This is a genomic window from Ningiella ruwaisensis (genome assembly GCF_004798935.1).
In the GTDB taxonomy this organism is placed as follows: Bacteria; Pseudomonadota; Gammaproteobacteria; order Enterobacterales; family Alteromonadaceae; genus Glaciecola; species Glaciecola ruwaisensis.
This window is the reverse complement of sequence record NZ_RAHT01000009.1, coordinates 53,781-66,786: the sequence shown is the minus strand read 5'-3', so window position 1 is coordinate 66,786 and position 13,006 is coordinate 53,781. Positions and strand designations below refer to the sequence as shown.

The window sequence follows — 13,006 nt, the reverse complement described above, 5'->3', positions numbered from 1 at the left end:
GAGGTTCTTTGGCAATTGTACAATGGAAAGCAACGAGTACCGGTGCAGCAGCAGAGCAGCAAGCTAAGGCTTATTTAATCGATAACGGACTACGCTTCATTGAACAAAACTATAAAGCGAATGTGGGTGAAATAGACCTTATTTTCAAAGATGCGCAACAATGGGTATTTGTTGAGGTCAAATATCGCGAAAGTGATAGCCACGGTTTCGCAGCAGAGATGTTTAGTCAATCAAAACGAAGTAAATTCGTTCGGGCAATTATGTGCTATTTGCAAGCACATGAATTAAACTGCCATCATACACCAATGCGCATAGATCTTATCGCTATTGACGATAAGACACTCAATTGGATAAAAAACGTGTAAGTCGTTACAGGAGCAGAATTGCACATGCTTGATAATATCAAAAAAAGTTTTACTGAAAGCATACAAACAAAAATTGCCGCTGCCGAAGAGCTTCCAGAGCCCATAGAAAAAGCCGCGAAAATGATGATAGAAGCGTTGATCAGAGGCAATAAAATCTTGAGCTGCGGGAACGGCGGTTCAGCAGGGGACGCTCAGCATTTCTCGTCTGAGTTATTGAACAGATATGAGCGAGACAGACCGCCCTTACCTGCTATTGCGCTTACTACAGATAGTTCAACCATAACGTCTATCGCAAACGACTTTTCGTATAATGAGGTATTCTCAAAGCAAGTAAAGGCGCTTGGTCAGCCAGGTGATATTCTTTTGGCGATTTCAACAAGCGGTAATTCACCAAATGTTATAAACGCAATGCAGGCTGCGCTAACGCGCGATATGACCATAGTTGCTCTCACCGGAAAAGATGGCGGGGAAATGGCCGGTTTTATTGGCGAAAATGATGTTGAAATCAGAGTACCTTCTTCTCGGACCGCCCGCATACAAGAAGTGCATCTGCTTGTTATTCACAATCTTTGCGAATGCATTGATAATACCTTATTTCCAATTAGTAGTTCGGAGGACTAGGTTTTATGCTTCGACTGGGCATTGTTTTGATAGTGCTTTCGCTTTTAAGTGGTTGTGTGTCGGTGGTTGCCGTAGGCGCAGCAGGCACCGCTGCGGTATCCGCAAACGACCGACGCACAGTAGGAACGCAAATTGACGATAAAACCACAGAAGCAAGGGTTAACGCTGCAATCGCAGAAATCCCGAAGGTAGATGAGGACTCCGCTATAAGCGTTCATGTTTATAACGGTCAGGTGTTATTGACCGGACAGTCTCGTAGTCAGGCCTTAATCGATGCGGCGACAAATGCGGCGACTAAAGTCGCTAATGTTAATAAAGTCCATAATCAAATTCGCCTTGGTCCGCCCATACCGGCCACTTCAACAATGAATGATATTTGGTTGAGTACTAAAATCCGAACTTTGATGACCGCTGATGAAAAAGTGCCTTTGCTGAAGTTAGACTTAATTGTGGAAGACAGTGAAGTATTCATTATGGGTCGCTTGACAAAACAGGAGGCGACCGCGGCAGTGGAGATTGCGCGAAACGTTCAGGGCGTTAGCCGTGTCGTTCGAGTGATGGAGTTAATCAACTAAAGACAGTAAAAAATAAAGCAAACACTGGCGAGCATGTGTGCGCTCGCTAGCGTAAAATCGCTATTTCACAACACGTAAACTGGCTTTTTTACCACCACTTGGAGGCGTTGGTTTTTCTGGCTCTGAAGAGTTCTTGTCGTCGCTACCCAATAATGCGGGAGAAAATACCGTTCCAGCACCATTTTCTTTGGCATATATAGCCGTTACCGCCTTGCAAGGAAATTTCACGACCATAGGCTGACCACCAAAACGCGCCTGAAACGATATGCTATCCAAATCCATGAAGAAATTAATACACGCATTAGGAGAGACGTTTAAAACGATTTGACCGTCTTTGACAAAATCCTGGGGTAGCTCAGTGCCTTCGACATTCGCATCTACTACCATGTAAGGTGTAAAGCCATTGTCAATGATCCAATCGAAGAAAGCTTTAAGAAGGTAAGGTTGATTGGATGTCATGCCGTGCATACAATGCTCCTTGTTTAAGCAGGGCGCTTCAAGCGCCCTGCAAATCGTTAAAGAGGGTTATGTATTTCGCGCTCTTGATCAGTTAAAGAAGCTTTAAACGATCCTCGTTCAAAAATACGCTTCATATACGCATTTACTTCACGCGAGCCTGTTCCGCTCAAACTGATATTCAAGGCAGGTAAACGCCATAGCAATGGAGCCAAATAGCAATCGACCAAGCTAAACTCCTCACTCATAAAATAAGGGGTTTCAGCAAAAACCGGAGCCAGACTCAAAATGGCTTCTCTTAGCTCATTACGTGCTTCCTCTGCACCCTCTTCATCTCTGAATATTCTACCAGCCAGACTATACCAGTCTTGCTCAATCCTATGCATCATTAACCGACTTGTGCCACGAGATACAGGGTAAACAGGCATAAGTGGTGGATGCGGAAAACGCTCATCAAGATATTCCATAATGATATGCGATTTATACAATACCAACTCGCGATCCACTAATGTTGGGACGGTCCCATAAGGATTAAGCTCAAGAAGCTCTTCATTCATTTGAGTAGGATCGGTAAAAAGTATTTCAACACCCACGCCTTTTTCAGCAAGTACGATACGAACCTGGTGAGAGTAAATGTCAATGTTATCGGAAAACAAAGTCATTATTGAGCGCTTATTGGTGGCCACTGCCATTAAAACCTCCGCATTCTTTGAAACAAAGAATTGATAAAATATTTAGCTTATGCGTAAAAAGGGGCATAATGCCCCTTTAAAAAAAGACTCGCGATTATAGAGTATTACTTGACGTCTCGCCAGTATTCTTTCTTGAGCAGGTAAGCCAAAACAAAGAATATTGCGATAAAGATAAGCACATTTCGGCCTATTGCTTCAGATTTCAGACGAGTTGGTTCCCCTGTATATTCGAGAAAATTAACAAGATCACGAATGGTTTCGTCATATTCTTCAGGTGTTAATGCACCTCCAGTGGCTACAACATCAAACACTTCTGTTTTTTGCATCTCGCCGTCTACCATTTTTTCACGATAAACTTTCACTGGCGTACCTTGAAGCGGCTCAAGTACATGCGGCATACCTACATTTGGAAAAACTAGATTGTTAACACCAAATGTTTTTCCTTCTTCTTTGTAGAATGTACGCAAATATGTGTACAACCACTCAGGGCCTCTCACACGTGCAACCAAGGTCAAATCGGGCGGAGGTGCGCCGAACCAGGTTGCTGCGCCTTCCTGTGGCATTGGAGTGGTGATGTAGTCAGAGACTTTTTCACCAGTAAACTGCAAATATTCTTCGCCTAATTCTTCGGGAATACCTAAATCGTTAAAAGTACGCTGATATCGCTGATACTGCATTTGGTGACAACCTAAACAGTAGTTCATAAATATCTTTGCACCGTTTTGCAAAGAGGCTTTATCGGTCAAGTCGATATCTACATCATCAAGCGGGTAATTAGAGCCAGCAGCAAGCGCCATCCCCGGAATCAATAATAAAAGTGCTAGGCATTTTCTCATCTGGGGATCCTCTCTGGTACCGGTTTCGTTTTTTCATTCTTGGAGTAAATAAACAGAAGAATGAAGAAGCCGAAGTACATAACCGTACAAATTTGTGACGCTGTGATTTTCCAGTTTTCTTGTGGTGTTCCGCCCAGATAGCCAAGGAATACGAAAACTGCCGCAAAGACTAAAAGATTGACTTTATGCAGTCCGCTTCTGTAGCGCCATGAACGAACGTTACTACGATCAAACCATGGTAAAGCAAACAGAAAGCCAATGGCCGCAAACATAGTCAGTACACCACCAAGTTTATCAGGCACGGCTTTTAAAATTGCATAGAAAGGCGTGAAATACCACACAGGGAAAATATGTTCAGGCGTCTTAAGTGGATTCGCAATTTCAAAGTTTGGGTGTTCCAGGAACTTACCGTCCATTTCAGGCGCAAAGAAAAGTATGTAGCAAAACGCAAATAAGAAAACGGCAAAAGCTACCAAGTCTTTTAAGACAATATGTGGGAAAAACGGCACAACGTCATCAGCAATATCGTATTTGCTGGTGTAGTATTCATGGATTTGCCACTTGGTTTTTTCACTTTCAGGTAAACTGCCTTTCTTGTGCTTGATAGCAACACCATCAGGGTTGTTTGAGCCAACTTCGTGCAGAGCAACAATGTGCAAAAATACCAAAATAACAATCACCAGTGGCAGCGCGATCACGTGTAAGGCAAAGAAGCGATTGAGTGTTGCACCAGAGATAACATAGTCACCCTGGATCCATTCAACTAAATCGGGCCCGATAACAGGAATGGCGCTAAATAGCGATACGATTACTTGTGCGCCCCAATAGCTCATTTGGCCCCAGGGAAGTACATATCCCATGAAAGCTTCTGCCATAAGCGCCAAGTAAATAAGCATACCGAAAACCCAGAGCAATTCGCGTGGTTTTTGATATGAACCATACATCATGCCTCGGAACATGTGCAGGTACACAACAACGAAAAACGCAGATGCGCCGGTACTGTGCATGTAGCGAATCAACCAGCCGTAATCCACTTCTCGCATTATGTATTCAACAGAGGCAAACGCGCGCTCAGCCGAAGGCTCAAAGTTCATCGTTAACCAGATCCCTGTGACAATCTGATTCACTAAAACAATGGTGGCCAAAAAGCCAAAGGCATACCACATATTCATATTACGTGGCGCTGGATACTGGATGGCGTGCATATTCGCCACACGCATCATCGGGATGCGTTGTTCAATCCAAGATAAAAAACCAGACATTATGCAACCTCCGCGTCTGAACCAATTAATATGGTATTGTCGTCAATGAAGTTGTAAGGAGGAACAACCAAATTCAAACCAGCTGGTACATTTTTGAAAACGCGACCAGCCATATCAAACTTGGAACCATGACAAGGACAGAAAAACCCGTTTTCTACACCCTCTTCATACTCGGTAAACGCCCCTTCAGCCAAAAACTGTGGAGAACAACCTAAATGGGTGCATATACCTACCAAGACAAGTATATCTTCTTTAATAGAACGATATTGATTTGAAGCATAAGCTGGTTGCTGCTCCGCTTGTGAGTTCGGGTCTTTAAGTTTATCTTCAACCTTACTCAGTTCTGCCAATATTTCAGGGGTGCGTTTTACGACCCATACTGGCTTACTTCGCCACATTACGCGAATAAGCTGTCCTTCTTGCAAACCACTAATATCCACTTCCACATCAGCGCCAGCGGCTTTAGCTCGCGCACTTGGTTGCCATGATGCAATAAAAGGGACCGCTGCACCTGCCACACCAACTGCACCAACCACCGAGGTTGCCACCGTTAGGAATTTCCGTCGGCCTTCACTCGACGGATTAGACGGGTTTTGCGATGATTCTTTGGCATCAACTGATACTTCACTCATCAACTGTTCTCCGAGGGTTAGTCAGGCTATTGCCTGCTACAAAGTCATCCAGTTTACAGTCTTAAGCGCACTTGACATAGTGCTCTTCACTTAAGAAATTAAAAAATTGGATTTTTAGCTAAAATTTTTCACCGCGTATGGTAAAAGAAAACACTTAGTAAACACAAGGAATTAGTGCTAAAAAAGCCATGTCATGCTAGTTTTGAGTCAACAATTTTGCACACCCTTGCCAATTTGCACATCAGACATTGGTCTTTTTTAAGCAAAACTTGGCCTTTCATGGTAAATAAGCCTATCGACCTGGGTCGAAGATTTATGTCGAAGATTGTTGGAATGCCGATTACGTGTGCCTCAACTAATAAGCAAGAATGAGATAAAGATATTGATTGAAGCTTTCATTGATATATTGCTGTGGTGGCTGCACGTCATCGTTATTTTATTTAACCTGCTTGGTTGGATATGGCAAAAGACGCGACGAGCTCATCTAATTGTTTTATCTTTCACCTTGTTTTCCTGGCTCGTTTTGGGTCTGCATTTTGGTTTAGGCTATTGTTTTTTGACCGACTGGCATTGGCAAGTCAAGCTGGCTATGGGAGAGCGGGACTTACCACATTCTTTCATAGCTTATCTGCTCAATAATCAAATGCAAATGGGAGTTTCAATTCGCATTGTCGATACCCTTACGGTTCTTGGTATGACCTTAAGTACCGCACTTTCCATTTATATTAATCGGGATTTGTTTAAGTCAAAGCAATGAAGCATAATCGATTCTCTTTTCTATCAGAGCTTGTTTATCGTTGTTCATTAAAAATAAAACGTCGAATCAAATACATGTTAAAAAATAGTGCATTAATTTTTACCGCGGGCCTAGCCCTTATATTGTTTAGTCCTTCAGCTTTTGCATTCGGTAATCTTAAGTGGAATTGGCACTGGTATTTGATAGGCATCAGCATTGCTTCGAGTCTTGGCGCCTACTTTTTTGTTCGTCGTAAACCAAATTTGGAAAATACAGGCATAAAAATTCTGGTTTGGGGAATTTACTTTTGGGTACTTACTTTTATCCAGCTTATCATTTTTTCTGTCGCTTATTACTTTTTTGGATAACACTTTTTTGGATAACACTTTTTTGGATAACACTTTTAGAGATAACAGAGAACGATCCAACAAGCGGGAATAAGCAAAAAGCATTGCTATACTAAACTTGGCTGCTGAAAACAAAAAACCCCGCAAAGGCGGGGTTTTGAAAATTCGAAACGTAATTAACGCTTTGAGAACTGTGGACGCTTACGCGCTTTGTGTAGACCCACTTTCTTACGCTCGACTTTACGTGCATCGCGCGTAACAAAACCGGCTTTACGAAGTGCTGGGCGTAAACCCTCGTCATATTCCATTAGTGCACGAGTAATACCGTGACGAATCGCGCCTGCCTGACCAGAGATACCACCACCAGAAACAGTGATATATAAGTCAAACTTGTCGCTCATTTCAACTAATTCCAAAGGTTGCTTAACAATCATTTGCGCTGTTTCGCGACCAAAGAATACGTCTAATGGACGTTTGTTAACTACAATGTTACCGCTACCTGGACGAAGGAAAACACGAGCGGTAGAGCTTTTGCGACGGCCTGTGCCGTAATATTGAGTATCTGCCATGTTGCTCGCTCCTTAAATATCCAATGCTTGAGGTTGCTGTGCCTGATGCGTATGCTCTGGACCGGCAAAGACTTTCATCTTACGGAACATTGCACGACCAAGAGGGCCCTTAGGTAACATACCTTTAACTGCCTTCTCTAACACCATTTCAGGCTTCTTCTCGATCATTTTTTCAAATGTCGCTTCTTTCAAGCCACCTGGGTAACCAGAATGTGAGTAGTACATTTTACCCAGAGCTTTATTGCCCGTTACGGTAATTTTCTCAGCATTCACAACTACAATGTAATCGCCAGTATCGACATGTGGTGTGTACTCTGGCTTATGCTTACCGCGCAAACGACGCGCGATTTCAGACGCTAGGCGTCCTAACGTTTTGTCAGTGGCGTCTACCACGAACCAGTCGCGTTGAACGCTTTCTGGCTTTGCAACAAAAGTTTTCATTAATATTCACCCGAAAATAAAATAAATTTCAATTATATCAACCTTTTGACCCCTTCGAGCCTGTTGATCTTCCACCGTCCCAACGGTGGGTGTAACTGGGCAGGCCGCGAATTATACAGATTCTGAAGCAAAAACGAAGTGTTTTATCTAATTAAATGACAATTCATGCATTAATGTCTAGAGAGCGACGAAAAATTCGGGTAACGTTCACTTGAATACAAGAAAAATACGAAAGCCCGCCTGTCTCATAATGTGAGTCGATAACGGGGCAGGCATATCAAGTATCTCACGAGCCAGGCCTGCCAGGCTGTGATATATGGAGATTAAAAAATGATTGTCAGACTACTATTCGCTCTTAGCATAATTTTAATATGCCAGTTTGCTTACTCGCAAAACGCTTCTTCAACATCGACACAAACGGCGCCGGATTTATCAAGCATCGATGAAAAACAAATAGAACTCACCTGGCCAATACCTGAGCCTGTTGATTTTGTTTGCCCATTTAAAAACAGTATTGACTATGAACCAGGCGAAATAAGCTGCGGATTTATTACGGTTCCTGAAAACCGGGAAGACCCTGACACACGAATGATTCGCCTGCATTTTGTAAAAATTGCCGCAACCGGGGAAGAGGAAGAGTATCGAAGCGACCCAGTTATTTATTTAACCGGAGGGCCAGGTGTTGGCGTAAATACGTATGTAAAACGATTAAAAGATCATGATCTGCTTAAACAAAGAGACCTCTACATTCTAGAACACCGCGGCATCGGCGCAAGCGGAAACTTTTGTCCTTTTTATGGTGCTTACCAGCGAGATCTTGTGCATGCAAAAGATCTTGAAGAAGCCCAGCGCAATGCTGCAGATGTCACTCGCAATTGCTTTGAGGCAGCGCGTGATGCCGGCGTCGATTTATCCGCATATAACACGGTGGAAAACGCCAGAGACGTACAAGCATTACGCCAGGCATTAGGTTTTGAAAAATGGAATGTTTGGGGAATTTCTTATGGCTCGCACCTGGGTCAAATGCTTGTTTTACAAGACCCTGAAGGCATTCAGGCGTTGGTAATTGATGCCATCGTGCCTAATGATTTAACAGATTTGATGCGTATTGGTCGTTGGGTGAACCTGGTATTAGAGAATATGTTTGCGACCTGTGCTGATACAGACGTATGCGAGGGACTGGAACAGCGCTTTGATGCAGTATTGGATAAAATGCGAGGCAAGCCGGTGCGAGTAACGCTGGAAGATACAGAACTTTTCCCTCAAAAAGAAATGCTTGTAGATGCAAGCGTACTGCCGTATGCAGTATTTATGATGGCGTATGAGCAGGATTCACACCCGGCCATGCCTGCTGTTTTGCAATCACTTGTAAAATATTTTGAAACTGACAACCAGAATTTTTATAAGGTTTTCGCTGAGTCTATGGGAGAAACTGACGGAATATCCGTAAGTCAGGGCATGAGTCAGGCTATTCGATGTAACGACGGATACACCCACGCAAGCGCAAATGTAATCAAAGAAGATCTGGCTGAAAATCCGCGTTTTGCAAATATGATCCGAACTGAGACTGGCGCAAAATATGCCGCTAATATGTGTGAAGAATCAGGCTTGGCTCCCAGAGATAGATCAGACTATCGCTTTGTTGAAACCGACATACCTACCTTAATTGTAAACGGTAGCTGGGATCCAGTGACACCTGCCGTACTTGCTCGATATATTGCACCAGGCTTTAGCAATGGCCGTTATATAGAAGTCCCATACGCCGGTCATGGCCCTACCCGTTCGATGTCAGAATGCGCCGGACCTGTACTAAATGCATTTTTCGATAATCCAAATCCAAATAATGTAGATGCAAGCTGTCTGGAAAAAGGAGTGGGGGTACCAGATTATCTGGAATTTGTACCAACGCCTGCCCCTATACTGTTTGCTTCTTTAGCCAGTGATGCGCCTAAATCGTTCTTAATACCTGGGCTATGGTTTGGCCTACCAACCCTTGTTTTGTTGCTTAGCTTAGTTTTACTGCCGGCTAACTTTGTATTACGACGCTTTGCAAGTGAATCAATAGCTGAGCCTGTATATTTAAAAAGACTTCGATTAATCGGCTTTTTAACGACTGTTAGTGGTCTTGGCTTTATCGCTTTAGTTGCCTTTGGTTTATATGCCGCCAGTGAAGTCTCGGAAATTGCGGTAATAGCAGGATTGCATCCATATGCCTGGTTGGCACCTTGGCTTGCTATCCTTACGGGTCTGTTTGGTTTATATGAAATTTATGATATTGCTCAACATCGCATGGCAGGAAAGCGACGCCCAAGACGCTCACAATTAGGTTTGTGTTTGGTCGGTATAGCAGGATTGGCGTTAAGCCTTTTTGCAATCGTCTATGATTTAAGTGTTTTTTAGATAAACTCAAGCATTAGCGCTTTTTGGCAGCCTGCCATAGCGCTTCTAATTCATCGATGTGAGCGTTCGACATATCGATGTTCGCTTGTTGTGCCATCTGTTTGACCTGCGTAAAACGCTTATCAAACTTCTGGCATGCCTGTTTAAGTGCGTCATCGGGGCTAATATTAAGATGGCGCGCTAAATTGACCACAGCAAACAAAAGGTCACCGACCTCATCGATTTGTGCATTTTTGTCGCCGGTCTTTAAGGCACGACGCACTTCATCTAATTCCTCTCGCACCTTGTCAAAAACCGGCGAAATATCTGGCCAGTCAAACCCAAGCTGCTTTGCTTTAATCTGAATATCATTGGCAAGCGCCAAATTGCTATTTGCATTTGTGTTTTCTGGTTTCATAGTGTTTTGCTTACAATAATGTTTTGCTTTTGATAGCGTGTTGCTGCCCTTTCCAAAGCTCTTTTATGGTGAAACGTTATGGTGAAACTTGGCGGCCTTTCAAAAAATCGAACGATAATTCACGCTAGACGCCTGCTTGTTGTCATCAAACTTAATTTCACACACAAACAAATGAAAATTAAGCGCGCTGCTATGATGAATAAGGCTTATTTGCCCGGTCTTAGCGTCTTTAAACTGTTCATAACGAGAAATATTGATTGTGTTGAGCTGCCTCTGCACGTCGTCCAGACGAGTGCCCGCAACAAAATTTCCACAAAGAAAGTACACTTCTTTTCGCGCTTCGTTAGCTATCCAAACATACAGCAGCATGCATAAAAACAACATCCCGCCAGCGAGTTTTAAAAACATCGATTTCGACATCAGTAATGTATTCCTTTTACGTCCACCGCAACGTTTTAGTATCGAGTGATATCCATTACACCTTTGACATTTTTAAGCCGCGTAATCAATTTATTCAACATGGCAGCATTAGGCACTTCAACCACGAGTTTTATAAGCGCAGTATTGTCTTTTGTATTGGATAAGCTGTTGACGCCTAACAAGGCTATTTTTTCATTCGAAAGCTCGGTTGTCATATCGCGCAAAATGCCATCTCTATCTTCACACTGAACATCTAAGGTGGTTTTAAACGCGCCATGTTTCGTATTTGCCCAGCTTACTTCAATCTCGCGCTCAGGATGCTGCTTGAGCAAATTTTCTAACTGTGCGCAATGCTCTTTATGCACACTAACACCTTTTCCTAATGTGATGTAACCCACGATATTATCACCGGCAACGGGTTGACAACATTTTGCAAGCGTACTTAAAAGATTCCCTACCCCTTCAGCAATAATAGGCTGTGAAGACTTAGAAGCCTTCGATTTACCTGTCCTGCCAGGTTTAGGAATAAGCGGCAGCTCTGGCTCTGGTGCGTATTTTTGTACTAAAGTGTGCACAACTGTCATCACTCGCACGTCGCCTGAGCCTATGGCAGCGTATAAATCTTCCACCGTTTTCACATTGTATTTTTCAGTGAGCTCAGCCGCATGTTTAAGCGCAATATTGACTTTTGAAAGCTCACGTTCAAGCAGCTCTTTACCCGCCTCTGCGTTTTTTTCTTTATCCTGTTTCTTAAAATAGGAATGGATAGTTGCTCGCGCCCGTGCGCTGTGAACGTAGCCTAAGCCCGGATGCATCCAGTCGCGTGAAGGCGTTGCGTTTTTACTGGTGAGAATATTGATTTTATCGCCTGTTTGTAATTTGTAGGTAAATGGCACAATTCTGTCATTTACCTTGGCACCCGTGCACTTGTGCCCAACATTGCTGTGAATATAGTAGGCAAAATCCAAAGGCGTTGCGCCTTGGGGCAAATCAATCACATCACCTTTAGGTGTAAACACATATACCCTGTCTTCAAATACCTGACTTCTAAACTCTTCAACCAAATTACCCGATTCCGCCATTTCTTCTTGCCACTGCAAGATTTTACGAAGCCAGTTAACGCGCTCGTCTGCGCTTGCCTGTTTACCCGTGGTGCCTTCCTTATATTTCCAATGCGCGGCAACGCCAAGCTCTGCATCTTGATGCATTTGCTCGGTACGAATTTGAATTTCAATGGATTTACCCGCAGGCCCAATGATAACCGTATGGATGCTTTGATAACCGTTTTGTTTAGGCGTGGCTATATAATCATCAAACTCTGCTGGTATGTGCCTATAGCTTGCATGCACAGTGCCTAAAGCCGCGTAACAGTCCTGCAGTCTTTCGGCGATTATGCGAAGTGCTCGAATATCAAAAAGCTGTTCGAAGTCTAATTGCTTTTTCTGCATTTTCTTGTAAATGCTGTAAATATGCTTAGGACGCCCAATAACCTGCGCTTTGATATTTGCATCGTCTAGCAAGCCCTGTAGGTGAGCAACAAAATCGCTGATATATTGTTCCCGCTCACTGCGCTTTTCTTTTAGCATCTTGGCAATTTTTTTATAGGTTTGAGGATGCAAATATCGAAAGGATAAGTCCTCTAGTTCCCACTTAAGCTGACCTATGCCCAAGCGATTCGCTAGCGGCGCAAAAATGGTTGCACACTCTCTGGCAACAATAACACGCGTTTCCTCGTCTTCATCCTTTATTTGATGCAGTGCACAGATTCGTTCTGCCATTTTTATGACCACCGCGCGCACGTCTTCAACCATGGTCAATAACATATTGCGTAAATTTTCTACTTGTGAAGGGTCTGAGGGATTACGAGACTGTAGCGTTTTAATGGCATCCATTTTGCGTACACCGCTTATCAGCGCAGCGATACCCTCTCCAAAGCGTTCAGATACCTCGTCATTATCTAATTCGTGGATATCGCAATAAGGGTAAATCAGCGCCGCTTGCAGTGTTTCATCATCCATATGCAACTCGTGCAGTATTTCCACCATTTCTTGACCAATAAGCAGAATTTCTGGCTGATCAGATATGCTGCGCAATTTGGTTTTTGTGCTATCAGACACAGGCAAAGCAGCAAGCCACTGCTCAAAGCTCGGTCTTTGGGAACGGTGCACACTGCGAATTGAAACCATTGCCTGTCCTTTGGTTGATCAAAAGGGAAACGTAAGCTCCCTGCCGTCAAATTTAATTAATGAGGCCTTTG

Annotated in this window: 16 protein-coding genes; 6 read left to right on the top strand and 10 right to left on the bottom strand. The window is 43.4% G+C overall.

Annotated elements, in window-relative coordinates:
• Window positions 1–8: 8 nt before the first annotated feature.
• From D6V41_RS16215 to D6V41_RS16205, 3 genes are read left to right on the top strand one after another with little or no spacing between them, the layout of a single operon-like run.
• Window positions 9–365 carry a YraN family protein gene (locus tag D6V41_RS16215; RefSeq protein WP_241664578.1) on the top strand — a complete coding sequence of 119 codons (357 nt, stop codon included), beginning with the start codon at window positions 9–11 and terminating at the stop codon, window positions 363–365.
• Window positions 366–389: 24 nt separating this feature from the next.
• Window positions 390–986, top strand: coding sequence for a phosphoheptose isomerase (locus D6V41_RS16210; RefSeq protein WP_136252593.1), 597 nt, complete (start codon window positions 390–392; stop codon window positions 984–986).
• Window positions 987–991: 5 nt separating this feature from the next.
• Complete coding sequence (locus D6V41_RS16205) at window positions 992–1,561, top strand: BON domain-containing protein (RefSeq protein ID WP_136252592.1); 570 nt, start codon at window positions 992–994, stop codon at window positions 1,559–1,561.
• A 60-nt stretch (window positions 1,562–1,621) separates the two neighbouring features.
• Here D6V41_RS16205 and D6V41_RS16200 read toward each other — a convergent pair whose 3' ends face one another.
• From D6V41_RS16200 to petA, 5 genes are all read right to left on the bottom strand, one after another.
• Window positions 1,622–2,029 (bottom strand): ClpXP protease specificity-enhancing factor, encoded by a 408-nt coding sequence (locus D6V41_RS16200; protein ID WP_179952564.1) that lies wholly within the window; start codon window positions 2,027–2,029, stop codon window positions 1,622–1,624.
• Between the two features lie 47 nt (window positions 2,030–2,076).
• The gene (sspA, locus tag D6V41_RS16195; RefSeq protein WP_136252591.1) at window positions 2,077–2,709 is read right to left on the bottom strand and encodes a stringent starvation protein SspA; all 633 of its coding nucleotides are present in this window, start codon (window positions 2,707–2,709) and stop codon (window positions 2,077–2,079) included.
• Window positions 2,710–2,813: 104 nt separating this feature from the next.
• Window positions 2,814–3,545: a cytochrome c1 gene (locus D6V41_RS16190; protein ID WP_136252590.1), complete on the bottom strand. Its 732-nt coding sequence runs from the start codon at window positions 3,543–3,545 to the stop codon at window positions 2,814–2,816.
• Window positions 3,542–4,807, bottom strand: coding sequence for a cytochrome b (locus tag D6V41_RS16185; RefSeq protein WP_136252589.1), 1,266 nt, complete (start codon window positions 4,805–4,807; stop codon window positions 3,542–3,544). Before D6V41_RS16185 ends, D6V41_RS16190 begins: the two co-directional genes overlap by 4 nt.
• Window positions 4,807–5,439 (bottom strand): ubiquinol-cytochrome c reductase iron-sulfur subunit, encoded by a 633-nt coding sequence (gene petA, locus D6V41_RS16180; RefSeq protein ID WP_136252588.1) that lies wholly within the window; start codon window positions 5,437–5,439, stop codon window positions 4,807–4,809. The genes D6V41_RS16185 and petA overlap by 1 nt, the downstream gene beginning before the upstream one ends.
• Window positions 5,440–5,821: 382 nt before the next feature.
• Here petA and D6V41_RS16175 point away from each other — a divergent pair, with 382 nt between their 5' ends.
• The gene (locus D6V41_RS16175) at window positions 5,822–6,196 is read left to right on the top strand and encodes a DUF2784 domain-containing protein (protein ID WP_206663271.1); all 375 of its coding nucleotides are present in this window, start codon (window positions 5,822–5,824) and stop codon (window positions 6,194–6,196) included.
• Window positions 6,197–6,270: 74 nt separating this feature from the next.
• The gene (locus D6V41_RS16170) at window positions 6,271–6,543 is read left to right on the top strand and encodes a hypothetical protein (protein WP_136252587.1); all 273 of its coding nucleotides are present in this window, start codon (window positions 6,271–6,273) and stop codon (window positions 6,541–6,543) included.
• 155 nt (window positions 6,544–6,698) lie between these two features.
• Here the strand turns inward: D6V41_RS16170 and rpsI are convergent, their stop codons facing one another.
• On the bottom strand, window positions 6,699–7,091 hold the full coding sequence (gene rpsI, locus D6V41_RS16165) for a 30S ribosomal protein S9 (RefSeq protein ID WP_136252586.1): 393 nt from the start codon (window positions 7,089–7,091) through the stop codon (window positions 6,699–6,701).
• Window positions 7,092–7,103: 12 nt separating this feature from the next.
• Window positions 7,104–7,532, bottom strand: coding sequence for a 50S ribosomal protein L13 (gene rplM / locus D6V41_RS16160; RefSeq protein ID WP_136252585.1), 429 nt, complete (start codon window positions 7,530–7,532; stop codon window positions 7,104–7,106).
• 330 nt (window positions 7,533–7,862) lie between these two features.
• On the opposite strand from rplM, the gene D6V41_RS16155 reads away from it, so the two are divergent.
• Window positions 7,863–9,932: an alpha/beta fold hydrolase gene (locus D6V41_RS16155; protein WP_136252584.1), complete on the top strand. Its 2,070-nt coding sequence runs from the start codon at window positions 7,863–7,865 to the stop codon at window positions 9,930–9,932.
• Window positions 9,933–9,945: 13 nt separating this feature from the next.
• Here the strand turns inward: D6V41_RS16155 and D6V41_RS16150 are convergent, their stop codons facing one another.
• From D6V41_RS16150 to relA, 3 genes are all read right to left on the bottom strand, one after another.
• Window positions 9,946–10,329, bottom strand: a complete 384-nt coding sequence (locus tag D6V41_RS16150) for a MazG nucleotide pyrophosphohydrolase domain-containing protein (protein ID WP_136252583.1) — start codon at window positions 10,327–10,329, stop codon at window positions 9,946–9,948.
• 99 nt (window positions 10,330–10,428) lie between these two features.
• Window positions 10,429–10,749, bottom strand: a complete 321-nt coding sequence (locus tag D6V41_RS16145; protein ID WP_136252582.1) for a hypothetical protein — start codon at window positions 10,747–10,749, stop codon at window positions 10,429–10,431.
• Between the two features lie 35 nt (window positions 10,750–10,784).
• Entirely contained in the window at window positions 10,785–12,935 is a 2,151-nt protein-coding gene (gene relA, locus D6V41_RS16140) for a GTP diphosphokinase (protein ID WP_136252581.1), read from the bottom strand.
• Window positions 12,936–13,006: the final 71 nt, after the last annotated feature.

What these genes read in the sequence shown, in the direction of transcription:
- D6V41_RS16210 (WP_136252593.1), top strand. Translation starts at nt 390, where the DNA reads ATGCTTGATAATATCAAAAAAAGTTTTACTGAAAGCATACAAACAAAA.
- D6V41_RS16205 (WP_136252592.1), top strand. Translation starts at nt 992, where the DNA reads ATGCTTCGACTGGGCATTGTTTTGATAGTGCTTTCGCTTTTAAGTGGT.
- D6V41_RS16200 (WP_179952564.1), bottom strand. Translation starts at nt 2,029, where the DNA reads ATGCACGGCATGACATCCAATCAACCTTACCTTCTTAAAGCTTTCTTC.
- sspA (WP_136252591.1), bottom strand. Translation starts at nt 2,709, where the DNA reads ATGGCAGTGGCCACCAATAAGCGCTCAATAATGACTTTGTTTTCCGAT.
- D6V41_RS16190 (WP_136252590.1), bottom strand. Translation starts at nt 3,545, where the DNA reads ATGAGAAAATGCCTAGCACTTTTATTATTGATTCCGGGGATGGCGCTT.
- D6V41_RS16185 (WP_136252589.1), bottom strand. Translation starts at nt 4,807, where the DNA reads ATGTCTGGTTTTTTATCTTGGATTGAACAACGCATCCCGATGATGCGT.
- petA (WP_136252588.1), bottom strand. Translation starts at nt 5,439, where the DNA reads ATGAGTGAAGTATCAGTTGATGCCAAAGAATCATCGCAAAACCCGTCT.
- D6V41_RS16170 (WP_136252587.1), top strand. Translation starts at nt 6,271, where the DNA reads ATGTTAAAAAATAGTGCATTAATTTTTACCGCGGGCCTAGCCCTTATA.
- rpsI (WP_136252586.1), bottom strand. Translation starts at nt 7,091, where the DNA reads ATGGCAGATACTCAATATTACGGCACAGGCCGTCGCAAAAGCTCTACC.
- rplM (WP_136252585.1), bottom strand. Translation starts at nt 7,532, where the DNA reads ATGAAAACTTTTGTTGCAAAGCCAGAAAGCGTTCAACGCGACTGGTTC.
- D6V41_RS16155 (WP_136252584.1), top strand. Translation starts at nt 7,863, where the DNA reads ATGATTGTCAGACTACTATTCGCTCTTAGCATAATTTTAATATGCCAG.
- D6V41_RS16150 (WP_136252583.1), bottom strand. Translation starts at nt 10,329, where the DNA reads ATGAAACCAGAAAACACAAATGCAAATAGCAATTTGGCGCTTGCCAAT.
- D6V41_RS16145 (WP_136252582.1), bottom strand. Translation starts at nt 10,749, where the DNA reads ATGTCGAAATCGATGTTTTTAAAACTCGCTGGCGGGATGTTGTTTTTA.
- relA (WP_136252581.1), bottom strand. Translation starts at nt 12,935, where the DNA reads ATGGTTTCAATTCGCAGTGTGCACCGTTCCCAAAGACCGAGCTTTGAG.